24 protein-coding genes, 1 pseudogene and 1 riboswitch are annotated in these 26297 nt (G+C 57.3%); of the genes and pseudogenes, 14 read left to right on the top strand and 11 right to left on the bottom strand.

Annotation, left to right across the window (positions count from 1 at the left end; genetic code table 11):
• The coding region (gene hldE / locus ACI2JR_RS16670; RefSeq protein ID WP_462479007.1) for a bifunctional D-glycero-beta-D-manno-heptose-7-phosphate kinase/D-glycero-beta-D-manno-heptose 1-phosphate adenylyltransferase HldE at positions 1-1279 on the top strand (1279 nt) is incomplete at its 5' end.
• Positions 1280-1491: 212 nt separating this feature from the next.
• Positions 1492-1701, top strand: coding sequence for a cell surface composition regulator GlgS (gene glgS, locus ACI2JR_RS16665; RefSeq protein ID WP_132729683.1), 210 nt, complete (start codon positions 1492-1494; stop codon positions 1699-1701).
• A 30-nt stretch (positions 1702-1731) separates the two neighbouring features.
• Here the strand turns inward: glgS and ACI2JR_RS16660 are convergent, their stop codons facing one another.
• Positions 1732-2001: a ubiquinone biosynthesis accessory factor UbiK gene (locus tag ACI2JR_RS16660; RefSeq protein WP_132729684.1), complete on the bottom strand. Its 270-nt coding sequence runs from the start codon at positions 1999-2001 to the stop codon at positions 1732-1734.
• 120 nt (positions 2002-2121) lie between these two features.
• Positions 2122-2273: riboswitch (FMN riboswitch) on the top strand.
• Positions 2274-2378: 105 nt separating this feature from the next.
• On the opposite strand from ACI2JR_RS16660, the gene ribB reads away from it, so the two are divergent.
• Positions 2379-3032: a 3,4-dihydroxy-2-butanone-4-phosphate synthase gene (gene ribB, locus ACI2JR_RS16655; RefSeq protein WP_132729685.1), complete on the top strand. Its 654-nt coding sequence runs from the start codon at positions 2379-2381 to the stop codon at positions 3030-3032.
• 57 nt (positions 3033-3089) lie between these two features.
• Here the strand turns inward: ribB and zupT are convergent, their stop codons facing one another.
• Complete coding sequence (zupT, locus tag ACI2JR_RS16650; RefSeq protein ID WP_462479010.1) at positions 3090-3860, bottom strand: zinc transporter ZupT; 771 nt, start codon at positions 3858-3860, stop codon at positions 3090-3092.
• 196 nt (positions 3861-4056) lie between these two features.
• On the opposite strand from zupT, the gene ygiD reads away from it, so the two are divergent.
• Positions 4057-4848 carry a 4,5-DOPA-extradiol-dioxygenase gene (ygiD, locus tag ACI2JR_RS16645; RefSeq protein WP_132729686.1) on the top strand — a complete coding sequence of 264 codons (792 nt, stop codon included), beginning with the start codon at positions 4057-4059 and terminating at the stop codon, positions 4846-4848.
• A gap of 47 nt (positions 4849-4895) precedes the next feature.
• Here the strand turns inward: ygiD and ACI2JR_RS16640 are convergent, their stop codons facing one another.
• The 3 genes from ACI2JR_RS16640 to tolC all read right to left on the bottom strand — a co-directional run bounded on the left by ACI2JR_RS16640 (position 4896) and on the right by tolC (position 8374).
• The gene (locus tag ACI2JR_RS16640; RefSeq protein WP_132729687.1) at positions 4896-6056 is read right to left on the bottom strand and encodes a glutathionylspermidine synthase family protein; all 1161 of its coding nucleotides are present in this window, start codon (positions 6054-6056) and stop codon (positions 4896-4898) included.
• 5 nt (positions 6057-6061) lie between these two features.
• On the bottom strand, positions 6062-6730 hold the full coding sequence (locus ACI2JR_RS16635; RefSeq protein WP_462479006.1) for a DUF1190 family protein: 669 nt from the start codon (positions 6728-6730) through the stop codon (positions 6062-6064).
• A 171-nt stretch (positions 6731-6901) separates the two neighbouring features.
• Complete coding sequence (tolC, locus tag ACI2JR_RS16630) at positions 6902-8374, bottom strand: outer membrane channel protein TolC (protein ID WP_132729689.1); 1473 nt, start codon at positions 8372-8374, stop codon at positions 6902-6904.
• Between the two features lie 195 nt (positions 8375-8569).
• Between tolC and nudF the strand changes: the two genes are divergently transcribed.
• From nudF to parE, 5 genes are read left to right on the top strand one after another with little or no spacing between them, the layout of a single operon-like run.
• Positions 8570-9202, top strand: a complete 633-nt coding sequence (gene nudF, locus ACI2JR_RS16625; RefSeq protein WP_132729690.1) for an ADP-ribose diphosphatase — start codon at positions 8570-8572, stop codon at positions 9200-9202.
• Positions 9199-9621 (top strand): DUF1249 family protein, encoded by a 423-nt coding sequence (locus tag ACI2JR_RS16620; protein WP_004867771.1) that lies wholly within the window; start codon positions 9199-9201, stop codon positions 9619-9621. The genes nudF and ACI2JR_RS16620 overlap by 4 nt, the downstream gene beginning before the upstream one ends.
• A gap of 24 nt (positions 9622-9645) precedes the next feature.
• Positions 9646-10473 carry a 3',5'-cyclic-AMP phosphodiesterase gene (cpdA, locus tag ACI2JR_RS16615; RefSeq protein ID WP_132729691.1) on the top strand — a complete coding sequence of 276 codons (828 nt, stop codon included), beginning with the start codon at positions 9646-9648 and terminating at the stop codon, positions 10471-10473.
• Entirely contained in the window at positions 10473-11048 is a 576-nt protein-coding gene (gene yqiA / locus ACI2JR_RS16610; protein WP_132729692.1) for an esterase YqiA, read from the top strand. Before cpdA ends, yqiA begins: the two co-directional genes overlap by 1 nt.
• 30 nt (positions 11049-11078) lie before the next feature.
• Positions 11079-12974, top strand: coding sequence for a DNA topoisomerase IV subunit B (gene parE, locus ACI2JR_RS16605; RefSeq protein WP_132729693.1), 1896 nt, complete (start codon positions 11079-11081; stop codon positions 12972-12974).
• A gap of 87 nt (positions 12975-13061) precedes the next feature.
• Here parE and ACI2JR_RS16600 read toward each other — a convergent pair whose 3' ends face one another.
• From ACI2JR_RS16600 to qseB, 4 genes are all read right to left on the bottom strand, one after another.
• On the bottom strand, positions 13062-13376 hold the full coding sequence (locus tag ACI2JR_RS16600) for a putative quinol monooxygenase (RefSeq protein WP_132729694.1): 315 nt from the start codon (positions 13374-13376) through the stop codon (positions 13062-13064).
• A 35-nt stretch (positions 13377-13411) separates the two neighbouring features.
• On the bottom strand, positions 13412-13993 hold the full coding sequence (locus ACI2JR_RS16595) for an NAD(P)H-dependent oxidoreductase (protein WP_132729695.1): 582 nt from the start codon (positions 13991-13993) through the stop codon (positions 13412-13414).
• 107 nt (positions 13994-14100) lie between these two features.
• Positions 14101-15438, bottom strand: a complete 1338-nt coding sequence (qseC, locus tag ACI2JR_RS16590) for a quorum sensing histidine kinase QseC (protein ID WP_132729696.1) — start codon at positions 15436-15438, stop codon at positions 14101-14103.
• A complete protein-coding gene (gene qseB, locus ACI2JR_RS16585) occupies positions 15435-16094 on the bottom strand; it encodes a quorum sensing response regulator transcription factor QseB (protein ID WP_462479005.1) in 660 nt (219 codons plus the stop codon). The genes qseC and qseB overlap by 4 nt, the downstream gene beginning before the upstream one ends.
• Positions 16095-16244: 150 nt before the next feature.
• On the opposite strand from qseB, the gene ACI2JR_RS16580 reads away from it, so the two are divergent.
• The 5 genes and pseudogenes from ACI2JR_RS16580 to ACI2JR_RS16560 all read left to right on the top strand — a co-directional run.
• Positions 16245-16652, top strand: a complete 408-nt coding sequence (locus tag ACI2JR_RS16580) for a YgiW/YdeI family stress tolerance OB fold protein (RefSeq protein WP_132729698.1) — start codon at positions 16245-16247, stop codon at positions 16650-16652.
• A 147-nt stretch (positions 16653-16799) separates the two neighbouring features.
• Positions 16800-19058, top strand: coding sequence for a DNA topoisomerase IV subunit A (gene parC, locus ACI2JR_RS16575; protein WP_132729699.1), 2259 nt, complete (start codon positions 16800-16802; stop codon positions 19056-19058).
• A 317-nt stretch (positions 19059-19375) separates the two neighbouring features.
• On the top strand, positions 19376-20113 hold the full coding sequence (gene plsC, locus ACI2JR_RS16570) for a 1-acylglycerol-3-phosphate O-acyltransferase (protein WP_462479004.1): 738 nt from the start codon (positions 19376-19378) through the stop codon (positions 20111-20113).
• 85 nt (positions 20114-20198) lie between these two features.
• Positions 20199-21611 (top strand): cell division protein FtsP, encoded by a 1413-nt coding sequence (gene ftsP, locus ACI2JR_RS16565; protein ID WP_132729701.1) that lies wholly within the window; start codon positions 20199-20201, stop codon positions 21609-21611.
• A gap of 32 nt (positions 21612-21643) precedes the next feature.
• Positions 21644-23877, top strand: a pseudogene (locus tag ACI2JR_RS16560) (YgiQ family radical SAM protein); the annotation flags it as partial.
• 150 nt (positions 23878-24027) lie between these two features.
• On the opposite strand, the gene dkgA reads toward ACI2JR_RS16560, so the two are convergent.
• The gene (gene dkgA, locus ACI2JR_RS16555) at positions 24028-24855 is read right to left on the bottom strand and encodes a 2,5-didehydrogluconate reductase DkgA (RefSeq protein ID WP_132729703.1); all 828 of its coding nucleotides are present in this window, start codon (positions 24853-24855) and stop codon (positions 24028-24030) included.
• 144 nt (positions 24856-24999) lie between these two features.
• Positions 25000-26163 carry an alcohol dehydrogenase gene (gene yqhD, locus ACI2JR_RS16550; protein WP_462479003.1) on the bottom strand — a complete coding sequence of 388 codons (1164 nt, stop codon included), beginning with the start codon at positions 26161-26163 and terminating at the stop codon, positions 25000-25002.
• Between the last annotated feature and the right edge of the window lie 134 nt (positions 26164-26297).

Here is a 26297-nt window from a genome sequence, read left to right as displayed (position 1 = left end):
CGCGGCAAACGTGGCGATGAATATCGCTTCTCTCGGTGCGACTTCCCGCCTGGTTGGCCTGACCGGGATTGACGACGCCGCGCGTGCGCTCAGTAAAGCGCTGGCCGACGTCAACGTGAAGTGCGATTTCGTCTCCGTACCGACGCACCCGACCATCACCAAGCTGCGCGTGCTGTCGCGCAACCAGCAGCTGATCCGCCTTGATTTCGAAGAGGGGTTCTCCGGCGTCGATCCGCAGCCCATGCATGAACGTATTCAGCAGGCGCTGAGCACCATCGGCGCGCTGGTACTGTCTGACTATGCGAAAGGCGCGCTGGCCAGCGTCCAGACCATGATTAAGCTGGCGCGTGAGGCGGGCGTACCGGTGCTGATCGACCCGAAAGGCACCGATTTCGAGCGTTATCGCGGCGCAACGCTGCTGACGCCGAACCTCTCTGAGTTTGAAGCGGTGGCGGGCAAATGTAAGGATGAAGCGGATATTGTCGAACGCGGTCTGAAAATTATTGCCGATTTCGAGCTGTCCGCGCTGCTGGTGACCCGTTCCGAACAGGGGATGACGCTGCTGCAGCCGGGCCGACCGCCGCTGCATATGCCGACGCAGGCGCAGGAAGTGTATGACGTCACCGGCGCCGGTGATACGGTCATTGGCGTGCTGGCGGCGACGCTCGCCTCCGGCAATACGCTGGAAGAGGCCTGCTACTTCGCCAACGCGGCGGCAGGCGTCGTGGTCGGCAAGCTGGGGACCTCTACCGTTTCGCCTATCGAACTGGAAAACGCGGTGCGCGGGCGCGCCGAGACCGGTTTTGGCGTGATGAACGAAGAAGAGCTGAAGCAGGCCGTCGCGGCGGCGCGTAAGCGCGGCGAGAAAGTGGTCATGACCAACGGCGTGTTTGACATTCTGCACGCCGGTCACGTTTCTTATCTGGCCAATGCGCGCAAGCTCGGCGATCGCCTGATTGTTGCCGTGAACAGCGATGCGTCGACCAAACGTCTGAAAGGGGAGTCCCGTCCGGTTAACCCGCTGGAGCAGCGGATGATCGTCCTGGGCGCCCTGGAAGCCGTCGACTGGGTGGTCTCCTTTGAAGAAGATACGCCGCAGCGCCTGATTGCCGGGATCCTGCCGGATCTGCTGGTGAAGGGCGGCGACTATAAGCCGGAGGATATCGCGGGAAGCGAAGAGGTGTGGGCCAACGGCGGTGAAGTGCTGGTGCTCAACTTCGAAGATGGTTGCTCAACCACCAATATCATCAGGAAGATCCAGAAAGACGGCGGCCAATAGGCGTTTCCCGCACTCGCGGGGGAATATGAAACCGGCCCGCGATCGCCCGATCGCGGGCTTTTTTAATTTAATGCTGACAGACATGATGCAGCGCAATAAATATGCGATTAGAGCGCATTTTTCGTACAGAAAGCGTGTGCGTCAGGGTAAATACTTAAGTGAGTAAAAAGCATATGACCAATCAGAACAGCAACGGCTGAAGGAGTATGCGGATGAATCACAACGAACTGTATTTGATGAAGAACTTTGATTTTCTGGCCCTGAGTTTCGCCAGAATGCATACGCAAGGTCATGCCGTTGATCTGCAGGCCATTGTCGGTAATATGGATGAAGATCAGCGTGAATGGTTTTGCCAACGGTATGAGCTCTACTGCCGCCAGGTCAGTGAAGAGGTTACACCGGCACCAGAGCTGGAACACTGATACAACAACGGGCCTGATGGCCCGTTATTTTTACTGCTTCTCTTCGGCGCTCGGAGTGGCCGGGCGGCTTTCGAGATCGCTGATACGCTGCTCCAGCAGAGCCAGTTTTTCGCGGGTGCGCAGCAGCACCTGAGTCTGCACATCAAACTCTTCGCGGCTTACCAGATCCAGGCGGGTCAGCTGTGACTGGAGCACCTGACGGATCTTTTTCTCCACATCTTCCCCAAGATCACGAAGACCTTTCGGCATCGATTCATGGACCTGGCGGGCGATTTGTTCAATTTTTTTCGGGTCAATCATGGTGGTTTCCTGCTCTGGTCGATTTACCGCTCATTGTAGTGCGAACGACGCAGCCTATAAACCAAAAATGTTTGAAGCTTATGCATTGCCGATGATAATCAATAGCGTTATAGTGATCTTGCTTATTCTCAGGGCGGGGCGAAATTCCCCACCGGCGGTAAATCAACCATCGCGTTGAAAGCCCGCGAGCGCTTTCTGTGAAAGCAGAAAGGTCAGCAGATCCGGTGTAATTCCGGGGCCGACGGTTAAAGTCCGGATGGGAGAGAGTAACGGCTCAGTCGGGTTTCGATCCGCTTGCGTTGACTTTTGCCGCTTAACCGGCGCTCCTAAGACTGCCCTGATTCTGGTAACCATAATTTTAATGAGGTTTTTTTACCATGAATCAGACGCTCCTTTCTTCTTTTGGTACCGCTTTTGAACGTGTGGAACACGCTTTAAATGCACTGCGCGAAGGCCGCGGTGTGATGGTGCTTGACGATGAAGACCGTGAAAACGAAGGCGACATGATTTTCGCCGCCGAAACCATGACCGTTGAACAGATGGCGCTGACGATTCGTCACGGCAGCGGCATTGTTTGTCTGTGCCTGACCGATGAACGTCGTAAACAGCTTGACCTGCCGATGATGGTGGAGAACAACACCAGCGCATACGGTACCGGCTTCACCGTGACCATCGAGGCCGCGGAAGGCGTGACTACCGGGGTTTCCGCTGCTGACCGCGTGACCACCGTGCGTGCGGCGATTGCCGATGGCGCAAAACCTGCCGATCTGAACCGTCCTGGCCACGTTTTCCCGCTGCGCGCGCAGCCGGGCGGCGTGCTGACCCGCGGTGGCCATACGGAAGCGACTATCGATCTGGTGACGCTGGCGGGCTTCAAGCCGGCTGGCGTACTGTGTGAACTGACCAACGACGATGGCTCAATGGCGCGTGCGCCAGAATGCATCGCGTTCGCCCGGCAGCACAATATGGCGGTGGTCACCATTGAAGATCTGGTGGCTTACCGTCGTGAACATGAGCGCAAAGCCAGCTGATCCTGGCCCGCTTCATCGCAAAGCCCGCCTTATGGTGGGCTTTGTTGTTTTTGGCCGTTAGCCAATCCCCATCGCCTGCAGCGCAACCAGGCTCAGCCCCATCACCGACATCCCACACAGCACGCCATAGCTTGGGTTGCTTTGCGGATCGATCTCTTTTGCCAGCGGCATCAGCTCATCGACCGACAGCGCCACCATGATCCCGGCAACGGCGGCCATAATGGCGCCCATCACCACCGGGGATACCAGACTGCCAAGGATCAGCCAGGCCAACAGACCGCCGAGGATCTCCGCCATGCCGGAAAGCCCGGCCCACAGTACCGCTTTGCGGCGAGAACCCGTCGCCGCATACACCGGTCCCGCCACCGCCAGCCCCTCCGGAATATTATGTAAAGCGACCGCCAGCGCGACGCCCATCCCCAGCTCGAGGTTATTACTGGCCGTTACAAAGGTGGCGATGCCTTCCGGAAAGTTGTGCAAACTGATACCGAGGGTCAACAAAATCGCGGTGCGCCGCAGGTTACGCGGGCGAGGGGCGCCCGGCGACATCAGATCCTGCGGATGGGCGTGCGGCAGCATACGGTCAAGCGCAAAATACCCCAGCAGGCCGATAACGAACATGCCGTAACCCATCAACGGCGACATGCCTTCAGCATTCAGCGCGGCGGGCAGCATCTCCATCAAGGAGATAAGCAGCATGATTCCAGCGGCGAAACCCAGAGAAAACCCCAGCAGGCGGTTGGATGGCTTCTGGCCCAGTACGCCGAAAATCGCCCCGATGAAGGTGGCGCTCCCGGCCAGCAGGGTCAATATTAAGGGGGACGACATCATTCAGCTCCTTTGATAATGATTATCATTCATAATATCTGGCTTGCCAGCTAACGGCGAGAGGGAAACAGGGCCCTTTACAGCGAATTACATTCAAATTTTCTGACGATCATCATCATGCTTATCTGAGTTTATCCTGATGCAAAAACGCGTAATGTGAAGGCATCACATTTCCTCTTTACTTAAGGATATCACCATGTCCCGTACCCGAATGCCAGCGTTGTTTTTAGGCCACGGTAGCCCGATGAACGTGCTGGAAGATAACGTCTATACCCGCGCCTGGCGTCATCTTGGAGAAACATTGCCACGCCCTAAAGCCATCGTGGTGGTCTCTGCGCACTGGTTTACGCGCGGTACCGGGGTCACGGCTATGGAAACGCCGAAAACGATCCATGATTTCGGCGGCTTTCCGCAGGCGCTCTACGATACGCACTACCCGGCGCCCGGCTCCCCTGAACTGGCGCAGCGCCTGGTCGAGCTGCTAGCACCGGTACCGGTGACGTTGGATAAAGAAGCCTGGGGTTTCGATCACGGTTCATGGGGCGTGCTGATTAAGATGTACCCCGATGCGGATATCCCGATGGTGCAACTGAGCATCGACAGCACCAAACCAGCAGCGTGGCATCTGGAGATGGGGCGCAAGCTGACCGCGCTTCGCGATGAAGGCATCATGCTGGTGGCGAGTGGTAACGTGGTGCATAACCTGCGCACCGCGCGCTGGCATGGCGAGAATACGCCTTACCCATGGGCGGAATCATTCAATGAGTATGTGAAAAGCAACCTCCGCTGGAAAGGGCCGGTTGCCGAGCATCCGCTGGTGAACTATCTGGCGCACGAGGGCGGTTCGCTCTCTAACCCGACGGCGGAGCACTATCTGCCGCTGCTGTACGTGCTCGGCACCTGGGACGGCGAAGAGCCGATTTCTATTCCGGTAGAAGGGATGGAGATGGGGTCGTTGAGTATGCTGTCGGTGCTGATTGGGGCATAAAAGTAACGCGATAACCCCGGCTGGCGTAAACGCCGCCGGGGAAGATCTTATTCGACGAAAATGTGCGGATAGAAACGCGACAGATCCTGGGTAATCAGCGCCCGATCCTCGCGCACGCCAATCCCGGCAGGTTGGTCGTTAATCAACCAGCTGCCGATCAGCGTATAGCTGTCACCGAACTTCGGCAGCGGATAAAACTCCTGCACGATAGTTCCTTCCTCACCGTATGGACCCTCTACCGCTTCCAGCACCTTGCCGTTTTCAACGATCGACACGTTCGCGCCTTCGCGGGAGAAAATCGGTTTGATGACGTACTTTTCCATCTCCGGATGTGCGTCTTCGCTAAACCAGGCCGCCAGCAGGTTAGGGTGGTTCGGGAACATCTCCCACAGCAGCGGGAGCAGCGCTTTATTTGAAATGATACTTTTCCACGCCGGCTCCAGCCAGCGGACGCCGGCATCTTCCAGCTTAGTGGAGAACATTTCGCGCAGCATATACTCCCAGGGATAGAGTTTGAACAGATTACCGATGACCTGATCCTGCAGATCGGTAAACTGCCCCTTTTCACCCAGGCCGATATCTTCGATATACAGAAACTCGGTGGCGACGCCCGCTTCCGCGGCGCAGTCCTGCAGATACTGAACGGTACCGCGATCTTCTTCGGTATCGCGGCAGCACGCCATATGCAGCAGCTGGAAGCCAAACTGCTCACGCAGCTCGCTAAAACGCGCAATCAGCTTTTCCTGCAGGCTGTTGAACTGGTCGCTACCTTGCGGCAACTGGCCGGCATTGAGCTGATCTTCCAGCCAAATCCACTGAAAGAACGCGGCTTCATACAGCGAAGTCGGCGTATCCGCGTTGTTCTCCAGCAGCTTGGGCTCACCCACGCCATCCCAGGCCAGATCGAGGCGAGAGTAGAGCGATGGCTGGTTGGTTTTCCACGACTGGCGCACAAAGCCCCAGGTGTGTTTCGGGATGCGAAACTTCGCCATCAGCTCGTCGCTGGCGATCACTTTTTCCACCGCCTGCAGACACATTTGATGCAGCTCGGCGGTCACCTCTTCGAGCTTCTCTACCTGGGCCAGCGTCAGCTTGTAATAGGCTTCTTCGCTCCAGTACGGCTCGCCATACATGGTATGGAAGTTAAAGCCGTATTCGGTCGCCTTTTCGCGCCAGTCCGGGCGCTCCGTGATGCTGATTCTTTCCATGGTGTTTAGCCGCCCATTGAGCGCGAAGAAGAGGTGCCTGCCGCACTACGCTGCATGGTGGACTGCTTCGCCACCGATTCACCAAACCCGCCGCGGGTTACGGTGCTGGTGGTGGCCGGTTTTGGCGCCATCGCCGTCTTCGGTACGTTCATTGTGCGGCCGGGCTGCGCGGCGCCGTAGCTCTTACCGCCGGCATCGGTGTACTGACCGTAGGCCGGGCTGGCCGGGTTTTTCGAGCTGAACAGCGGCTGCTGCGCGCCCATGCCGCCGCCCATCATGCGACCCATCATGTAGCCTGCCATCAGCGGCATCCAGAAGCTGCCGCTGCTTTGCGCCTGCGCCTGGTTTTCCGGCGCGACGCCTGCCTGAGCCGGCGCCTGCTGGCACTGGCCTTCACCGAATTCGGCTACGCAATCTTCACGCGTGGCGTATTTCGGCGCGGTACGTACAGCTTCTTGTTGGGCGTTATTGAATGCGGTGGTGCACTCCGCGCTTTTGCCAGGGTTGGCCGCAGAGCAGTCGTCGGCATTTTGATACAGAGAAACCGTCTCGTCGCTTTGTTCACAACCGGCGAGCATAAATACGGCCGTAACGGCAAGAGCGACCGGCGTCAGATGACGTGCGCTCCAGCTTTTACGGAACGAGGCATGATTAATATTTTTTGTCCGTTTCATATTTGTCTTCCAGGACCCAGTGGTATTGCGGTTTGTTAACGCTCAGGATAGAGGATGACTGGTGGAAAATGAAGCGAAGAGGGGCGGAAAGCAGGGGATCTTTACGTTGCCTTACGTTTAGCGCTTCGCTTAGCGAAATTCGTTAAGCGAAGCGCCTTCACGCAAGGACGATTACTGGCGGAAAGGATTCGTGCCGCTGGTTTTCGTGGTGCGGGTAGCCGCCGGTGTGGCTGCCGGAGCGGCATTGCCGCTGTAGCCGTCGGCGCTGGCGTCCTGCTGCGGGTTCTCCGGCGCGACGCTATCCGGCGACGTTGCGACAGGTTTGCCCAGCGTATTGTTCAGCGCAATCAGATCCTGCTCATTCAGCGTACCGAGCGCGGATTTAATGTTCAGCTGGTTGATCAGGTAGTTATAACGCGCGCTGGAGAGCTGCTGTTTGGCGTTGTACAGCGTGGTTGTGGCATCCAGCACATCCACGATGGTACGTGTACCTACCGAATATCCCGCTTCCATGGCATCAAGAGAGCTCTGCGCAGAGACCACCGCCTGTTTGTAGGCGTTGATGCTGCTGATAGAAGCATTGATGTTGTTAAAGGAAGAACGAACGGTCTGTACCACGCTACGATGCGAGCTTTCCAGCTGTTCGCTGGCGCCGACGAAGTTGTACTGCGCCTGTTTCACCTGCGAGTTAACCATCCCGCCCTGATACAGCGGCAGCGAGAAGCTCAGACCGATTTTATTCTGCCCGACGTCGCTATCGCCATAGCGCGTTGGGTCGTTGGTTTTAGAACCGTTATAGGAGGTATTGGACACCCCGGTCGAGGCGGTTAAATCCAGGGTCGGCAGGTGGCCGTCCTGCGCCTGACGAATCTGTTCGCGCGCCAGGTCCTGGTTCAGACGCGCCTGCAGCAGCGACAGGTTGCGGTTTTCCGCTTCCTTCAGCAGGGCGTTGACCGTCTGCGGCTTGTTGGTTTTAAAACCGTCGACGTTCAGCGACGCCAGCTCCGGATAGTAGTTCCCGGTTACCTGGCGCAGCGCTTCCACCGCGTTATCGAGATCGTTACGCGCGGTCACTTCGTTCGCCAGCACCGAGTCGTACTGTGAACGGGCGTTCTGCACGTCGGTGATCGCCACAAGGCCGACGTTAAAGCGTTGGGTGGTCTGATCCAACTGACGATAGATCGCCTGTTTCTGCGCTTCGGTATAGGAGAGCGTATCGATGGCGCTCAGTACGTTAAAATAAGCCGTAGCGGTGTTGAGGATCAGCGTTTGCTGGTCAGTCTGATAGGTGACGTCCTGAATACCGGCTGCTTTTTCCTGCAGCGTCAGGGCGCGCCATTTCGACATATCAAACAGCGTTTGCGTGAGCTGCAGCGAGCCGCTGGTGACGTTAGAGTTCACGCCGTTGCTGTCGCGGTAGCCATTGGTGTAGGTATAATCCGCGCCCAGACCGAGTTGAGGCAGTAACGGGCTACGTGCTTCGTTGATCTTTTCGAATGCAGCATCGCGATCGGCTGCTGATTTACGCAGGTCAGGGTTGCTGATACGCGCCTGCTGATAAACCTGCATCAGGTTTTCTGCCTGGCTCATGGCACTGAAGCCAGTCAGGCCCAGGCCGATAAGGATGGGGAAAAATTTCTTCATTTGCATTCCTTGTTGTGAAGCATAAAGCGCCGCCCAAATTCTAAATATATCTGCTGATTGTATCGACTCTGCCGCGGTAAAAAGTTGGCGTTACGTGCCATCCGGCGGTAATTTGCACCAATCTAACATACAGACTGTAAAACGGTAGCCAAACGGCTTATAAATCCTTACTTTCGGATGCGCAGGACACAGACAATGAACAAGCCCAATCAGCAGGGAATTACCTTCTCGAAAAACGATGTAGAAATTATTGCACGCGAAACGCTTTATCGTGGTTTTTTTTCGCTGGATTTATACCGCTTTCGCCATCGCCTGTTTAACGGCGGGATGAGCGGCGAAGTGACGCGAGAAATTTTTGAGCGCGGGCATGCCGCCGTCTTGCTACCCTTTGACCCGATACGCGATGAGGTTGTGCTGATCGAACAGATTCGCATTGCCGCGTATGATACCAGCGAGAGTCCGTGGCTGCTTGAGATGGTCGCCGGTATGATAGAAGAAGGGGAAACGCCTGAGGATGTCGCCCGCCGGGAAGCGGTCGAAGAGGCCGGGCTGGACGTTGGGCGAACCAAACCGGTTCTGAGCTATCTGGCAAGCCCCGGCGGCACCAGCGAAAGGCTGTCGATTCTGGTGGGGGAAGTGGATGCCGCGACGGCCAAAGGCATTCATGGCCTGGCGGATGAACATGAAGACATCCGGGTGCATGTGGTAAGTCGGGAGCAGGCTTATCAGTGGGTTGAAGAGGGGAAAATCGACAACGCAGCCTCTGTCATCGCCTTGCAATGGCTGCAATTGCATTATCACAATTTACGTAATGAGTGGACAAAATGAAGCGTTATACACCTGACTTCCCGGAAATGATGCGCCTGTGTGAAACCAATTTTGCTCAGTTGCGCCGCCTGTTGCCTCGAACCGATGCGGCCGGCGATGTGGCGGGCTATCAGGTGGGCAATGCGCAATATCGATTAACTATCGTCGAATCGACCCGCTACACTACACTGGTGTCGATTGAGCAGACGGTTCCCGCAGTGAGTTACTGGAGCCTGCCGTCAATGACGGTACGCCTTTATCATGATGCGATGGTGGCTGAAGTGTGTTCGACTCAGCAGATCTTTCGCTTCAAAGCAAAGTATGATTATCCTAATAAAAAGTTGCATCAACGCGACGAAAAGCATCAAATTAATCAGTTCCTGGCGGACTGGCTGAGATACTGTTTAGCACATGGAGCGATGGCGATTCCGGTTTGTTAGCGTCGTGAAACCTAAGGACACCATTTGGAAAGCCTGTTAAATCTGCCTCTGGCTGGTGAGACCAGAGTCAGGATATTACAAATTACTGATACTCACCTGTTTGCTGAAAAGCATGAAACGCTGTTGGGCATCAATACCTGGGAAAGCTATCAGGCCGTGCTGGATGCCATCCATGCCTCACAGCGTCAGTGCGATCTGATTGTAGCAACAGGCGATCTGGCACAGGACCATTCAGCCGCGGCCTATCAGCACTTCGCTGAGGGCATCGCGAGTTTCGCCGCGCCCTGCGTCTGGCTGCCGGGCAATCATGATTTCCAGCCGGCGATGTACAGCACGCTGCAGGAGTCCGGCATCTCCCCGGCCAAGCGGGTCCTGCTGGGCGATCGCTGGCAAATCTTGTTGCTGGATAGCCAGGTTTTCGGGGTGCCGCACGGCGAACTGAGCGACTTTCAGCTGGAATGGCTGGAGCATAAGCTGGCGGAAGAACCCGAACGATATACGCTGCTGCTGTTGCATCATCATCCGTTGCCTTCGGGCTGTAGCTGGCTTGATCAGCATAGCCTGCGTAATGCCGGCGCGCTGGACCGCGCGTTGACCGCCTATCCTCGGGTTAAGCATCTGCTCTGCGGGCATATTCACCAGGAGCTGGACCTCGACTGGAACGGGCGCCGAATGATGGCTACGCCTTCGACCTGCGTGCAGTTTAAGCCGCACTGCGCCAACTTCACGCTGGATACCGTTTCTCCCGGCTGGCGCTGGCTGGAACTGCATGCCGATGGCACTCTGATCACCGAAGTTTGCCGCCTTGAGGGCGTGAAGTTTCACCCGGATATTGCTTCAGAAGGATACTGATGGCTACCCTCCTTTATCTGCATGGTTTTAACAGCTCACCGCGATCGGCCAAAGCGATGGCGCTAAAGGAGTGGCTGGCGCAGACCTCTCCCGAGATTACGATGGTGGTGCCGGAACTGCCCGCCTATCCGGCAGAGGCGGCGGAATTACTGGAAGCGATTGTCCTCGAACGCGGCGGGGAACCGCTGGGCGTGGTGGGGTCGTCTCTGGGGGGATACTATGCCACCTGGCTATCGCAGTGTTTTATGCTGCCGACGGTGGTGGTTAACCCGGCGGTACGCCCGTTTGAACTGCTGAACAATTTTTTGGGCCCCAATGAGAATCCGTACACGGGGCAGCAATATGTGCTAGAGTCTCGCCATATTTACGATCTCAAAGTTATGCAAATCGACCCGCTGGAAGCGCCTGATTTAATCTGGCTGCTGCAGCAAACGGGCGATGAAGTGCTTGATTACCGCCAGGCCGTTGCTTACTACGCCTCATGCCGGCAGACGGTAGAGGAGGGCGGCAATCACGCATTTGTCGGCTTTGAAGATCATTTCACTCAGATTATCGATTTTCTGGGTCTGCGTTAAGCAGCCCTGGACTACCTACGAATACACACCATGACGCAATCTTCATATAACGCTGATGCCATTGAGGTACTCACCGGGCTTGAGCCGGTTCGCCGCCGTCCGGGGATGTACACTGACACAACACGTCCTAACCATCTTGGTCAGGAAGTTATTGATAACAGTGTGGATGAAGCACTGGCTGGCCATGCGAAACGCGTGGAGGTTATTCTTCATGCCGACCAATCGCTGGAAGTGATCGACGACGGGCGCGGGATGCCGGTTGATATCCACCCGGAAGAAGGGGTCCCGGCGGTTGAGCTGATTCTCTGTCGCCTGCATGCGGGCGGCAAATTTTCCAGCAAGAGCTACCAGTTCTCAGGCGGTTTGCATGGGGTGGGGATTTCGGTCGTCAATGCCTTGTCCAAACGCGTGGAAGTTAACGTCCGCCGCGACGGTCAGATCTACAGTATCGCTTTCGAGAACGGCGATAAGGTCGAAGAGCTCCACGTGACCGGCACCTGCGGCAAACGCAATACCGGTACCAGCGTGCACTTCTGGCCTGATGAAAGCTTCTTTGATAGCCCGCGTTTTTCGGTTTCGCGTCTGACGCATGTGCTCAAAGCCAAGGCCGTGCTATGCCCCGGCGTGGAGATCGTGTTCCGCGATCAGGTGAACAACAGCGAGCAGCGCTGGTGCTACCAGGATGGGCTGACCGACTATCTGTGTGAAGCGGTTAATGGCCTGCCGCTGCTGCCGGAAAAACCGTTTGTCGGCAACTTCTCCGGCGAAACCGAAGCGGTGGACTGGGCGCTGCTGTGGCTGCCGGAAGGCGGTGAGCTGCTGACCGAAAGCTACGTTAACCTGATCCCGACCATGCAGGGCGGCACCCACGTCAACGGTCTGCGTCAGGGGCTGCTGGAGGCGATGCGTGAGTTCTGTGAATATCGCAATATCCTGCCGCGCGGCGTGAAGCTCTCCGCGGAAGATATCTGGGATCGCTGCGCCTATGTGCTATCGGTGAAAATGCAGGATCCGCAGTTTGCCGGGCAGACTAAAGAGCGCCTCTCTTCACGCCAGTGTGCGGCATTTGTCTCCGGGGTGGTGAAAGATGCCTTCAGCCTGTGGCTGAATCAGAACGTGCAGGCGGCGGAGCTGCTCGCCGAGATGGCGATCTCCAGCGCTCAGCGCCGGATGCGCGCGGCGAAAAAAGTGGTGCGAAAAAAGCTGACCAGCGGCCCTGCGCTGCCGGGCAAGCTGGCGGACTGTACCGCGCAGGATCTGAACCGTACCGAGCTGTTCCTGGTCGAAGGGGACTCGGCGGGCGGCTCTGCCAAGCAGGCGCGCGACCGGGAATATCAGGCGATCATGCCGCTGAAGGGTAAAATCCTTAATACCTGGGAAGTCTCGTCAGACGAAGTGCTGGCCTCGCAGGAGGTCCACGACATTTCGGTGGCCATTGGTATCGACCCGGATAGCGATGACCTGAGCCAGCTGCGCTACGGTAAAATCTGCATTCTGGCGGATGCGGACTCCGATGGTCTGCACATCGCCACGCTGCTGTGCGCGCTGTTTGTTAAGCACTTCCGCACGTTGGTGAAACACGGCCACGTCCATGTCGCGCTGCCGCCTCTGTACCGTATCGATCTCGGCAAAGAGGTGTACTACGCGCTGACGGAGGAAGAGAAGGCCGGGGTACTGGAGCAGCTCAAGCGTAAGAAGGGCAAACCCAACGTACAGCGCTTTAAAGGGCTGGGGGAAATGAACCCGATGCAGTTGCGTGAAACCACGCTTGACCCTAATACCCGCCGTCTGGTCCAGCTGGTTATCAGCGACGAAGATGAGCAGCAGACAACGGCAATGATGGATATGCTGTTAGCCAAGAAACGTTCGGAAGACCGGCGCAACTGGCTGCAGGAAAAAGGGGATATGGCGGACCTGGAAGCCTGATACCGGCTTTAACCAGAACTGGCGCTGCGCCAGTTCTGGTTCACTTCTCTTTGCTTCGCCGGGTATTTTTCCCGGCTGCGCGCTGGCTTAAACGCCCGGCTGCAGAATACGGATACTGACTTCCAGCACGTCCCCTTTCACCGCTTCGCTGTGCGCTTTCATATGCGGGGTTTGCAGGTGCGCTTCGAGATGGGCCACGCTGTCCCATAGTTCCACCATCACGATGGAATCTGGCGAGGTGCTCTGAAAGCTGACGCCTGCGGCATGGTCGACCATCGGCGTATAGCCGTGGCAGCCTTCTTCCTGTAAAACCAGCGGAATAGTTTTGGCGAACTGATCCAACACGGCCTGGCGGTGATGCTGGCCCGGACGAGTGCGAATTTCTGCGATCACTGTCAACATGATTAACTCAACTCCTTCTGTATGTAGATCTTTAGTTAACCAAAAATCTGCGCCAGATGCTTGCGATATTCTGCGATGTTGCGCGGCACATCCGGCATTTTAATGACGTCGTTAGCGATAAAAGTCGGCAGAGCGCTCATCCCGAGGAACTGGTTCGCTTTATGGAACGGCAGATACACGCCGTCAACGCCAGCGCCATGGAAGAACTGTTCTTTATCGGTAAAGGCCTCCATCGGCGCATTCCAGGTCAGGGAAAGCATATAGCGTTTGCCCTGAATCAAACCGCCTGAGCCATATTTTTTGCTGTCGTCGGAGCGGCTACGGCCATCGCTGGCGTACAGCGATCCATGGCCTTCGGTGAAGACATCATCGATATATTTCTTCACGGTCCACGGCGCGCCCATCCACCAGCCCGGCATTTGCCAGATGACCACATCGGCCCAGAGGAAATTCTGTACCTCTTCTTGCGCAGCATAATCGCTTTCGGCGCGGACGATTTTAACATCATGCCCGGCGTCGCGCAGATAACCATCCGCGACCTCGGTCAGGGTGTCGTTCAACTGGCCGTTGGAGTGGGCGAATTTTTTCGCACCGTTGATAATCAGGATGTTGCTCATTTTTTACCCTTCGATTTTCGAGTTTGTCACTGATTTTACCCCGTGAGGCGGGGCGGTAAAATGAGCAAAATGTGCAAAGTCTTTTGCGTTATTCGCAATAATCCCGGCTACCAGCGCACCCGCGCTTCGAAGCCGCCCGCCGACGAATTGCTGAAGGTGACGGTCATGCGGTGCAGCGTGGCGATGCGCCGGACGATAGATAGCCCCAGCCCGCTGCCGGGCTCATCCTGGCCGGGGGGGCGATAGAATCGCTCGCCGAGACGCGCCAGCGCCTCGGCGCTGATGCCCGGGCCATTATCGCGCACGTCAAATCCGCGCGCCGCGAGAGTGATATCCACCCGGCTTCCGCGCGGGCTGTAGCGCACGGCATTATCCAGCAGATTGCGCACCAGCAGACTCAGCAGCAGCGGCTGACCAGGGCGTGTGACGTTGGCAGCCTTCAAATGCAGACGGAGGTCGATGCCGGCCTGCTGCGCAGCATGGTACATCTCCATCACCGCCGATTGCAGCAGCTCGTCCATGCCGAGGGTCTGCACGTCATCAAGCTGCGCCAGTGAATCCAGACGCGAGAGGGTCAGTAGCTGGTCGACCAGGCGGGTTGCGCGGTCAATCCCCTGATGCATCTGCGCCAATGCCTTGTCGCGCCCCTGCGGGTCGTCTATCGACAGCTGGGCGACTTCGGTCTGCACCTTCAGCGCGGCAAGCGGGCTGCGTAGCTCGTGCGCGGCATCGGAAGTAAACCGACGCTCGCGCATCATGGTGTCATGGGTACGGGCAAACAGCTGATTCAACGCATCAACCAACGGCCGGACCTCGCTGGGCACCTTGTCGACGTTAAGCGATTCGGCTGAATCCGCCGCGCGCAGGCGCAGCGTTCGGGCCAACTGCTTCAACGGCGCCAGCTCCCGGCTCAGCAGGACAATCAGCAGCAGGAACATCAGCGGCAGCGCCATCAGCCAGGGCGTCAGCTGGGAGGTGACGATATCCAGCGCCATTTCCCGCCGGTAATCCCACTCCTGGCCGACGACAATGCGGTAGCGGCCGTCGCGGGTGGTCAGCTGCAGAAAGCGCCATTCGTCATCGTCGTTTTCCAGATAGCCATCGCTAAACCCTTCCCGACGGTTGTGCCACGGAATGTCCTGGCCGTTCTCGCCATCGTGGAGCACCCGTTTGCCGTCGGCGGTGAAAATCGCGAACGCCAGCGCATCATCATCGAGATGGCCATGTTTCATTTTCTTTGCCTGTACCGGCGGGGTCAGCGTGTGCAGCTCGTCGAAGTTCATTGCGCTCAGGCGGCGGGCAAACAGCAACTGCTGGGTATCAAAGAGCTTGTCCAGCTTGTCGCGGGTGTGCTGCCAGGCGATAAAACTGGCGATGCCCCAGGCGGCGCTGGTCAACAGGAAAAAAAGCAGCGTCAGGCGGACGCGCAGGCTCAGTGGTTTCATGCATCACCCAGGGTATAGCCGATACCGTGGACGGTACGAATAAATTCGCTGCCGAGCTTGCGGCGCAGGTGATGAACATGAACTTCAACCGCGTTGCTGGAGACGTCATCGTCCCAGTTATAAAGCTTTTCTTCGATATGCTTTCGCGGCAGGACCCGTCCGGCATTGCGCATCAGGAGCTCCAGCAGGGCGAACTCTTTCGGCTTCAGCGCCAGGTTTTCGCCGTTCAGCGTCACCGTCAGGCCGCTGGGGTCGAGCGTGACGCGACCGTGGCGCAGCTCGCTGCGGCTCTGCCCGTGGGCGCGGCGAACCAGCGCCTCAAGGCGGGCGGCCACTTCAATCAACGCAAAAGGTTTACACAGATAGTCGTCGGCGCCGAGGCGGAGTCCTTCGACACGCTGGCTGAGGGCATCCCGGGCGGTAAGGATCAGCACCGGCTCGTGGCGGCCCGTGGCGCGCCATTCGCGCAGGATATCCAGCCCGTCAAGACCCGGCAGCGTCAGGTCAAGGATCGCCGCGTCATAAGGGGCGCTGTAGAGCGCGGCTTTTCCCTCTTCGCCACGGGTAAACCAGTCGATGCTCAAGCCCATCTTTGCCAGTCCGGCTTTAATGCCATCGCCGATCAGCTTGTCGTCTTCCACCAGTAAAATGCGCATTGCCTGCTCCTGTGGCCATCATGAATACGCGCAGTAAAGCGCGTTGTGGCGCGTGCTGTACAGCAATAAAATTTCTTTTTTCCGCTTAAGAAGTCGTTAAGTTTTGCCTGCTGTAATGGTAACGATATCAACATAAAGGGAGAACATATCATGAAGAAAATCGCTGCAGTGACCGCTATCGTTGCTCTGATTTCCATGCCGGTGCTGGCGGCTGAACAAGGCGGTTTCACCGGCCCGGGCTCGACACAAACCAGCCAGACTGCCACGCCAAAAGGCGGCTTTATCGGCCCGAGCGGTAGCGTGACGACGGTGGAAAATGCCAAATCGCTGCGTGACGATACCTGGGTCACTCTGCGCGGCAAAATCGTTCAGCGCGTCTCTGACGAGGTGTATAAATTCCAAGACGCCACCGGGACGGTGAATGTCGATATCGACCATAAACGCTGGAACGGCCTGACCGTCACGCCGCAGGATACGGTCGAAATTCAGGGGGAGGTCGATAAAGACTGGAACTCGGTGGAAATCGACGTCAAGCAAATCAATAAAGTCACCCCGTAACGCCGCTGACCCGGGTGACTTTGCTACGCTTAACCGCAGAATCTTCAACCGGTCTAACGCCCTGTGACTCAGGGCGTCAGATAGGGTATTATCGCCGGTAGTTTTGCCGCCCGCACGGTCGGTACGCAGATTGAGGATTCACGATTAATGAGCGATATGGCAGAGCGCCTCGCGCTGCATGAATTTACGGAAAATGCTTACCTGAACTATTCCATGTACGTCATCATGGACAGGGCGTTGCCGTTTATTGGCGATGGTCTGAAGCCGGTACAGCGTCGCATCGTGTATGCGATGTCCGAGCTGGGGCTGAACGCCAGCGCGAAGTTCAAAAAGTCCGCCCGCACCGTCGGTGACGTGCTGGGTAAATACCATCCGCACGGCGATAGCGCATGCTATGAAGCCATGGTGCTGATGGCGCAGCCCTTCTCCTACCGCTACCCGCTGGTGGACGGCCAGGGAAACTGGGGGGCCCCGGACGATCCCAAATCCTTCGCCGCAATGCGTTATACCGAATCCCGGTTGTCGAAGTATGCGGAACTGCTGCTCGGCGAACTGGGCCAGGGAACCGTTGATTGGGTGCCGAACTTCGACGGAACGATGCAGGAGCCGAAAATGCTGCCTGCGCGTTTGCCGAATATCCTGCTGAACGGCACCACCGGTATCGCCGTGGGGATGGCAACCGATATTCCCCCGCACAACCTGCGCGAAGTGGCGCAGGCGGCGATAGCCCTGATCGAAAAACCGCAGACCTCGCTCGACGAGCTGCTGGATATCGTCCACGGGCCGGATTACCCCACCGAAGCTGAAATCATTACCCCGCGCGCCGAGATCCGCAAAATCTATCAGAACGGTCGTGGTTCGGTGCGTATGCGCGCGGTGTGGAAGAAAGAAGATGGCGCGGTCGTGATCACGGCCTTGCCGCATCAGGTTTCCGGTGCCCGCGTGCTGGAGCAAATCGCCGCCCAGATGCGCAATAAAAAGCTGCCGATGGTTGACGATTTACGCGACGAGTCCGATCACGAAAACCCGACCCGTCTGGTGATCGTCCCGCGTTCTAATCGCGTGGATATGGAGCAGGTAATGAACCACCTGTTCGCCACCACCGATCTCGAAAAAAGCTACCGCATTAACCTGAATATGATCGGCCTCGACAACCGCCCGGCGGTGAAAAACCTGTTGGAGATCCTCGCGGAATGGCTCACCTTCCGTCGCGATACCGTGCGTCGCCGCCTGAGCTATCGCCTGGAGAAGGTGCTCAAGCGCCTGCATATCCTCGAAGGTTTACTGGTTGCCTTTCTGAATATCGATGAGGTGATCGAAATTATCCGCCACGAGGATGAACCGAAGCCGGCTCTGATGTCCCGCTTCGGCATCAGCGAAACCCAGGCGGAAGCGATCCTTGAGCTGAAACTGCGTCATCTTGCCAGACTGGAAGAGATGAAGATCCGCGGCGAGCAGAGCGATCTGGAAAAAGAGCGTGATCAGCTGCAGGCGATTCTGGCGTCCGAACGGAAGATGAATAACCTGCTGAAGAAAGAGCTGCAGGCCGACGCCGACGCCTTCGGCGACGATCGGCGTTCCCCGCTGCGCGAGCGCGAAGAGGCGAAAGCCATGAGCGAGCATGACATGCTGCCGTCCGAACCGGTCACCATCGTGCTGTCGCAAATGGGCTGGGTACGTAGCGCCAAAGGCCACGACATTGACGCCCAGGGGCTGAGTTACAAAGCGGGCGATAGCTGGAAAGCCTCGTCGAAAGGCAAGAGCAACCAGCCGGTGGTGTTTATTGATACGACCGGGCGTAGCTACGCCATCGATCCGATTACGCTGCCGTCGGCGCGCGGTCAGGGTGAGCCGATTACCGGCAAACTGACGCTGCCGCCGGGGGCCAGCGTTGAGCATATGCTGATGGAGAATGACGATCGCAAGCTGCTGATGGCTTCCGACGCCGGCTACGGTTTCGTCTGCACCTTCAACGATCTGGTGGCGCGCAACCGCGCGGGCAAGGCGCTGATTACGCTGCCGGATAACGCCCGGGTGATGCCGCCGCTGGTGATTGAAGATGAGTCAGACATGCTGCTGGCGATCACCTCCGCCGGGCGTATGCTGATGTTCCCGGTGAACGATCTGCCGCAGCTGTCGAAAGGCAAGGGGAACAAGATTATCAATATTCCGTCGGCGGATGCGGCTTCCGGGCAGGATGGGCTGGCGCACCTGTTTGTGCTGCCGCCGCAGAGCACTCTGACTATCCACGTCGGTAAGCGCAAGATTAAACTGCGTCCGGAAGAGCTGCAGAAAGTCACCGGGGAACGCGGTCGCCGCGGCTCACTGATGCGCGGGCTGCAGAAAATCGACCGTGTGGAAATCGATTCGCCGCGTCGCGCAGCGGCGGGTGATAGCGAAGAGTAAGATAAGGATCCTCTACCGAAGGGTAGAGGATGCTAAAATATGCCGCAAAATCGTTGTTTATTCAGATGTTGCGATTAACAATAGACGCAAAATCATTCAAGATACGTCGAGGCCGTCAGCAACTGATGCCCGACGCCTGCAATCTGCTGAACAGCGAGTAAGTACCCCTATCTTCGGGTCGCGGAAAGAGAGCGACGACGAGGGCTTCAGGCGCGTGCAGTACGCAGCGGACCGGTGGACCGGGTTATCCTGCGAACGCACATGCCAGCGAAAGTTTGCGGGTATCATTCTAAGCGGTTTGGGTTTTAGAGGTAGCTATGCTATTTATTTTTCGACTCATTATTGTTGTTATTTATTGTATCTTTGTCTGTATATTTGGCTGTATTTACTGTTTGTTCAGCCCGCGTAATCCTAAGCACGTTGCCACCTTCGGGCACCTGTTTGGCCGGCTGTCCCCGTTATTCGGTCTGAAGGTCGAAACGCGTAAGCCTGCGGATGCGGAAAACTATGGCAATGCAATCTACATTGCTAACCATCAGAACAACTATGATATGGTGACGGCATCCAATATCGTACAGCCGCCGACCGTGACCGTGGGCAAAAAGAGCCTGGTATGGATCCCGTTCTTTGGCCTGCTCTACTGGCTAACGGGTAACCTGCTGATTGATCGTAATAACCGGGCGAAAGCGCATGGGACGATCTCGCAGGTGGTGAATACCTTTAAAAAACGTAAAATATCTTTCTGGATGTTCCCGGAAGGGACCCGCAGCCGCGGTCGCGGCCTGCTGCCCTTTAAGACCGGCGCTTTCCACGCGGCCATCGCCGCCGGCGTGCCGATTATTCCGGTATGCGTTTCTAATACATCGAATAAAATTAATCTCAATCGCCTGAATAACGGCCTGGTGATTGTTGAAATGCTGCCGCCGGTCGATACCAGCCAGTTTGGTAAAGAGGGCGTACGCGCGCTGGCGACGCACTGCCGCGAGCTGATGGCCGCGAAAATTGAAGAGCTGGATCGCGAAGTCGCGGAGCGCGAAGCCGCAGCAAAGAAATAAAACAGGAAACGCCGCGATAACGCGAGCAGATTGCTAGCGGGAAACGAATTCCCTTTTTGATTTGTCAGTATTTCATGGAGTTAATATGTCACTCAGTCGGCGTCAGTTTATTAAGGCTTCAGGCGTAGCGCTGTGCGCGGGAGCCGTGCCGCTGAACGCACATGCCGCCGGCCAACAGCCCGTCCTGCCGGTTCCTCCGCTGCTGGAGTCCCGTCGCGGCCAGCCGCTGTTTTTGACTTTGCAACGCGCCCACTGGTCCTTTACCTCCGGCACCCGCGCGTCGGTCTGGGGGGTGAACGGCCGCTATCTTGGGCCGACGATTCGCGTGTGGAATGGCGATGACGTAAAGCTGATTTACAGTAACCGCCTGACGGAAAACGTCGCCATGACCATCCGCGGTCTGCAGGTTCCCGGTCCGCTGATTGGCGGCGCGGCGCGCATGATGTCGCCGAATGCCGACTGGGCGCCGGTGCTGCCGATTCGCCAGAGCGCCGCCACGCTGTGGTATCAGGCGAATACCCCGAACCATATGGCTAAACAGGTCTATAACGGTCTTGCCGGCATGTGGCTGGTGGAAGATGAAATCAGTAAAAATCTCCCCGTTCCCAACCATTACGGCGTCGATGATTTCCCGGTGATTATTCAGGACAAGCGTCTGGATAATTTCGGTACGCCGGAATACAGCGAACCCGGCAGCGGCGGCTTTGTCGGGGATACGCTGCTGGTGAACGGCGTCCAGAGTCCGTATGTTGAAGTGTCGCGCGGCTGGGTTCGTTTGCGCCTGCTGAACGCCTCTAACTCCCGGCGCTACCAGCTGCAGATGAGCGATGGTCGGCTGATACACGTTATCTCCGGCGACCAGGGTTTTTTACCGGCCCCGGTGTCGTTAAAGCAGCTGTCGCTGGCGCCCGGCGAGCGGCGTGAAATTCTGGTCGATATGACCAACGGCGATGAGGTGTCGATTACCTGCGGCGAAGCGGCAAGCATCGTTGACCGCATTCGCGGCTTCTTCGAGCCGTCGAGCATCCTGATTTCCACGCTGCTGTTAACCCTGCGTCCAACGGGCCTGCTGCCGCTGGTGACCGATAGCCTGCCGGTGCGTCTGCTGCCGACGGAAGTTCTGTCCGGCGCGGCGATTCGCTCTCGCGATATCTCCCTTGGCGACGATCCGGGGATTAACGGCAACCTGTGGGACCCGCAGCGCATTGACGTGACCGCACAGCAGGGCACATGGGAGCGCTGGACGGTACGTGCCGATCGACCGCAGTCGTTCCATATCGAAGGGGTGATGTTCCAGGTGCGGAACGTGAACGGTTCCGCGCCGTTCCCGGAGGACCGCGGCTGGAAAGATACCGTCTGGGTCGACGGGCAGGTGGAGCTGCTGGTGTACTACACCCAGCCTTCCTGGCCGCACTTCCCGTTCCAGTTCTTAAGCCAGACGCTGGAACTCGCCGATCGCGGCTCGATTGGCCAGATCCTGGTCAACCCGGCGCCGTAATCCCCGATGCCCTGGCCAGCAGCGGTCAGGGCATAAGAAAATCTCCCTTCATTTCTGTCCGCAATCCGGCTTATAATCGCCGCCCTTTGGTTATTTTTTTATCATTTTTTTCCCCGGAAGCAATATGAGCGCAATATCCCTGATCCAACCGGATCGTGACCTTTTTTCCTGGCCGCAGTACTGGGCCGCCTGCTTTGGTCCCGCGCCATTTTTACCCATGTCACGCGAAGAGATGGATCAACTTGGCTGGGATAGCTGCGACATCATCCTGGTCACCGGCGATGCGTATGTCGACCATCCGAGCTTCGGCATGGCGATCTGCGGCCGCATGCTGGAGGCGCAGGGGTTCCGCGTTGGGATTATTTCGCAGCCTGACTGGAACAGCAAAGATGACTTTATGCGTCTGGGGAAACCGAATCTGTTCTTCGGCGTTACCGCGGGCAACATGGACTCGATGATCAACCGCTACACCGCTGACCGCAAGCTGCGTCATGATGACGCCTATACCGCGGGCAATGTCGCCGGTAAACGTCCGGATCGCGCCACGTTGGTGTATACCCAGCGCTGCAAAGAGGCGTGGAAAGAGGTGCCGGTTATTCTCGGCGGTATTGAAGCCAGCCTGCGGCGTACCGCGCATTATGATTACTGGTCCGATACCGTGCGGCGTTCGGTGCTGGTGGACTCCAAGGCCGATATGCTGATGTTTGGCAACGGCGAGCGTCCGCTGGTTGAAGTGGCGCATCGTCTGGCCGCAGGCGAGCCGATCGGCCAGATTCGCGACGTCCGCAATACCGCTATTATGGTCAAAGAGGCGCTCCCCGGCTGGAGCGGCGTCGACTCCACCCGTCTGGATACCCCGGGTAAAATTGACCCCATCCCGCACCCGTATGGCGAAGATCTGCCGTGCGCGGATAACAAAACCGTTGCGCCGCCAAAACAAGAAGCTAAACGCGTGACCGTTCAACCGCCGCGCCCGAAGCCGTGGGAAAAGACCTACGTGCTGCTGCCGTCCTTTGAAAAGGTGAAAGGGGACAAGGTGCTGTACGCCCATGCGTCACGTATCCTGCACCACGAAACCAACCCGGGCTGCGCGCGGGCGTTGATGCAAAAGCATGGCGAACGGTATATCTGGGTTAACCCGCCGGCGATCCCGCTGTCGACGGAAGAGATGGATAGCGTGTTTGCGCTACCGTATAAGCGCGTCCCGCACCCGGCGTACGGTGACAGCCGCATTCCGGCTTACGAGATGATTCGCTTCTCGATTAACATTATGCGCGGCTGTTTCGGCGGCTGTTCTTTCTGTTCGATCACCGAACATGAAGGGCGCATCATTCAGAGCCGTTCCGAAGATTCGATCATTAACGAAATCGAAGCGATTCGCGACACGGTTCCCGGTTTTACCGGCGTTATCTCCGATCTTGGCGGCCCAACGGCCAACATGTACATGCTGCGCTGTAAGTCCCCGCGCGCCGAGCAGACCTGCCGTCGTTTATCCTGCGTCTATCCGGATATCTGCCCGCATATGGATACCAACCACGAGCCGACGATTAATCTGTACCGCCGCGCCCGCGACCTGAAAGGGATTAAAAAAATCCTCATCGCCTCTGGCGTGCGTTACGACATCGCCGTTGAGGATCCGCGCTACATCAAAGAGCTGGCGACCCACCACGTTGGCGGCTATCTGAAGATTGCGCCGGAGCATACGGAAGAAGGTCCGCTGTCGAAAATGATGAAGCCGGGAATGGGAAGCTATGACCGCTTTAAAGAGCTGTTCGATACCTATTCGAAACAGGCGGGTAAAGAGCAGTATCTGATCCCGTACTTTATCTCTGCGCACCCGGGCACCCGCGACGAAGATATGGTGAATCTGGCGCTGTGGCTGAAGAAGAACCGTTTCCGTCTCGACCAGGTGCAGAATTTCTATCCGTCGCCGCTGGCCAACTCGACCACCATGTATTACACCGGCAAGAACCCGCTGGGTAAGATTGGCTATAAGAGTGAAGAGGTGGTGGTGCCGAAGGGCGACAAGCAGCGTCGTCTGCATAAAGCATTGCTGCGCTATCACGATCCGGCAAACTGGCCGCTGATTCGTCAGGCGCTGGAAGCGATGGGCAAGAAGCACCTGATTGGTTCACGCCGCGATTGTCTGGTACCCGCGCCAACGCTGGATGAGATGCGCGAAGCGCGTCGTCAGAACCGCAATACCCGCCCGGCATTGACCAAACATACGCCGGTTGCGCATCAGCGTCAGACGCCGGCTACGGCGAAAAAACGGATTAAATCCGCTTCCCGCTAAGACGTATTCCCCGGCGGCGCGATGCCTGCCGGGGTATCAGGATGATAGGGAAAACCCGGATTGGGCGGTTGTGCCGCGATCCGGGACGGTATAAGAAACGCTCTTCGGCGGGAAAGAAGATTAACCGCCGAACTGATCCGGATCCGGACCCAGACGTTTGTTCTGGTCCAGTTTTGCCATCTCACTGAGTTCGTCTTTATCGAGACGGAAGTCCCAGACGTTGAAGTTTTCCGCAATGCGTGACGGCGTGACCGATTTCGGGATCACCACCAGGCCGTTGTCGAGATGCCAGCGGATAACAATCTGCGCGGGGGTTTTACCGTACTTATCCGCCAGCTCATGAATAATTTTCTGATCGAACACGCCTTCTCCCCCCTGCGCCAGCGGGCTCCAGGACTCGGTCTGGATTTTATGCGTGGCGTTCCAGGAGTGTAGCTGACGTTGCTGGAGTAAGGGATGGAGTTCCACCTGGTTTATCACCGGCACGACGCCGGTTTCATCCAGCAGCCGCTGCAGATGGTGGACCTGGAAGTTACAGACGCCGATACTTTTTGTCAGCCCCTGTTTTTGCAGCTCAATCATGCCTTTCCAGGCATCGACGTAGTGGTCAATCGCCGGAACCGGCCAGTGCATTAAGTATAAATCGACATAGTCGAGTTGCAGTTTGCGCAGACTCTCTTGTAGGGCTTCATGCGGGCGTTTCTGATCGTCGTTCCACAGCTTGGTGGTGATAAAGAGCTCATCGCGAGCGACGCCTGCGCGGCTTAACGCATGACCGACGCCGGTTTCATTTTGGTACGCGGCGGCGGTGTCAAAAGAGCGATAACCGACTTCCAGCGCCTTATGAATGGCGGAGACGACTTCCTCGTTGCCTGCTTTCCACACGCCGAGACCCAGTTGTGGCATCAGATTGCCGTCGTGCAGTTTTATAACGGTTGGATGTGTCATGCCTTCCTCCTGTTAATGAAACTCAGCGGTATACATTCCGCTGAGGGGTAGCATTAAGTCTGGACGAAATAGCTAAAAACGGTAGTTAAACTCCTCGCCTTCGCGCGAGTTCAGCTGAAGACGAGGAGGGGGGACAGGGAAAACTTAGCGTGCAGCCTCGTAAATCCGACGGCTGACGTCGAGGGTGATATCCTGATTTTCCCCCAGCGCCGTCATGCCGTGTTCTTCCAGTTTAGCCAGTAACGCCGGGATGGAGCTGCCGTCCAGACCGTAGTCGGAAAGACGGGTTGCGACGCCCAGCTGCTCAAAGAACTGACGCGTCGCGGCGATAGCGGCATCGATACGCTCATCTTCAGAGCCGTCGGTGATATTCCAGACGCGAGCGGCATACTGCAGCAGTTTGGCGCGTTTGGCGTCGCGTTTTTCATTCCACAGTACCGGCAGAATGATGGCCAGCGTCTGGGCATGATCGAGGCCGTGCATCGCGGTCAGCTCGTGACCCAGCATGTGCGTTGCCCAGTCCTGCGGTACGCCAGCGCCAATCAGGCCGTTTAACGCCTGGGTCGCTGCCCACATGATGTTGGCGCGCACGTCGTAGTTTTCCGGCTCTTGCAGCGCTTTCGGGCCATCGTCAATCAGAGTCAGCAGAATGCCTTCGGCAAAGCGGTCCTGAATTTTGCCATCAACCGGGTAGGTGACATACTGCTCGACGGTATGGACAAATGCGTCAACCACGCCGTTGGCCACCTGACGCGGCGGCAGGGTGTAGGTGTAAACCGGGTCAAGAATCGCAAACACCGGCTGTACGTGGGATGACATAAAGGCCCGTTTGTCACCGGTGGTTTTACGCGAAACGACGGCGCCTTTATTGGATTCGGAACCGGTTGCCGGAAGCGTCAGCACCGACCCCATCGGGATCGCGCTTTTGACGTTGTTGCCGCGGGTTTCGAGGATTTCCCACGGATCGACGTTTTCATCATAATGCGCCGCCGCGGCGATGAACTTGGTGCCATCCAGTACCGAACCGCCGCCCACGGCCAGCAGGAACGTGACCTTCTCTTCACGGGCGATTTTGACGGCGTTCATCAGCGTCTCGTAGGATGGGTTCGGTTCAATGCCGCCAAACTCCAGCACCTCGAAACCGCTCAGCGCCTTCAGCGCCTGATCAAGCACGCCGGTTTTCTTCACGCTACCGCCGCCGTAGGTCACCAGAATACGTGCGCCTGCCGGGATTTGATCGCGCAGATTGTCGATGGCGCCTTTGCCAAACAGAATGCGGGTTGGGGTATGTAGATCGAAATTGTTCATTGCTCGTGCCCTCAAATAGTAAAACTGCCGACAGAGAAGATGCCTCGGCCAGATGACGGTCATTGTGGTCCTGTAACCTGCTCCTCTCAATGCACATTCCTGCCGTTGTCTTGCCCATTTCTCTACGGGACTGG

Source organism: Klebsiella sp. NPDC088457, assembly GCF_044900465.1.
Lineage (GTDB): Bacteria > Pseudomonadota > Gammaproteobacteria > Enterobacterales > Enterobacteriaceae > Klebsiella.
This window is presented reverse-complemented; position numbering and strand designations above follow the sequence as displayed.

Excerpts from the sequence above, each read along its gene's own strand:
- ygiD (WP_132729686.1), top strand. The coding sequence starts at position 4,057 with ATGTCCCGTACCCGAATGCCAGCGTTGTTTTTAGGCCACGGTAGCCCG.
- dkgA (WP_132729703.1), bottom strand. The coding sequence starts at position 24,855 with ATGACACATCCAACCGTTATAAAACTGCACGACGGCAATCTGATGCCA.
- parE (WP_132729693.1), top strand. The coding sequence starts at position 11,079 with ATGACGCAATCTTCATATAACGCTGATGCCATTGAGGTACTCACCGGG.
- qseB (WP_462479005.1), bottom strand. The coding sequence starts at position 16,094 with ATGCGCATTTTACTGGTGGAAGACGACAAGCTGATCGGCGATGGCATT.
- yqiA (WP_132729692.1), top strand. The coding sequence starts at position 10,473 with ATGGCTACCCTCCTTTATCTGCATGGTTTTAACAGCTCACCGCGATCG.
- ribB (WP_132729685.1), top strand. The coding sequence starts at position 2,379 with ATGAATCAGACGCTCCTTTCTTCTTTTGGTACCGCTTTTGAACGTGTG.
- ACI2JR_RS16640 (WP_132729687.1), bottom strand. The coding sequence starts at position 6,056 with ATGGAAAGAATCAGCATCACGGAGCGCCCGGACTGGCGCGAAAAGGCG.
- ACI2JR_RS16595 (WP_132729695.1), bottom strand. The coding sequence starts at position 13,993 with ATGAGCAACATCCTGATTATCAACGGTGCGAAAAAATTCGCCCACTCC.
- ACI2JR_RS16635 (WP_462479006.1), bottom strand. The coding sequence starts at position 6,730 with ATGAAACGGACAAAAAATATTAATCATGCCTCGTTCCGTAAAAGCTGG.
- ACI2JR_RS16580 (WP_132729698.1), top strand. The coding sequence starts at position 16,245 with ATGAAGAAAATCGCTGCAGTGACCGCTATCGTTGCTCTGATTTCCATG.
- qseC (WP_132729696.1), bottom strand. The coding sequence starts at position 15,438 with ATGAAACCACTGAGCCTGCGCGTCCGCCTGACGCTGCTTTTTTTCCTG.
- yqhD (WP_462479003.1), bottom strand. The coding sequence starts at position 26,163 with ATGAACAATTTCGATCTACATACCCCAACCCGCATTCTGTTTGGCAAA.
- ACI2JR_RS16660 (WP_132729684.1), bottom strand. The coding sequence starts at position 2,001 with ATGATTGACCCGAAAAAAATTGAACAAATCGCCCGCCAGGTCCATGAA.
- ACI2JR_RS16620 (WP_004867771.1), top strand. The coding sequence starts at position 9,199 with ATGAAGCGTTATACACCTGACTTCCCGGAAATGATGCGCCTGTGTGAA.
- plsC (WP_462479004.1), top strand. The coding sequence starts at position 19,376 with ATGCTATTTATTTTTCGACTCATTATTGTTGTTATTTATTGTATCTTT.
- glgS (WP_132729683.1), top strand. The coding sequence starts at position 1,492 with ATGAATCACAACGAACTGTATTTGATGAAGAACTTTGATTTTCTGGCC.
- ftsP (WP_132729701.1), top strand. The coding sequence starts at position 20,199 with ATGTCACTCAGTCGGCGTCAGTTTATTAAGGCTTCAGGCGTAGCGCTG.
- tolC (WP_132729689.1), bottom strand. The coding sequence starts at position 8,374 with ATGAAGAAATTTTTCCCCATCCTTATCGGCCTGGGCCTGACTGGCTTC.
- nudF (WP_132729690.1), top strand. The coding sequence starts at position 8,570 with ATGAACAAGCCCAATCAGCAGGGAATTACCTTCTCGAAAAACGATGTA.
- parC (WP_132729699.1), top strand. The coding sequence starts at position 16,800 with ATGAGCGATATGGCAGAGCGCCTCGCGCTGCATGAATTTACGGAAAAT.
- zupT (WP_462479010.1), bottom strand. The coding sequence starts at position 3,860 with ATGTCGTCCCCCTTAATATTGACCCTGCTGGCCGGGAGCGCCACCTTC.
- ACI2JR_RS16600 (WP_132729694.1), bottom strand. The coding sequence starts at position 13,376 with ATGTTGACAGTGATCGCAGAAATTCGCACTCGTCCGGGCCAGCATCAC.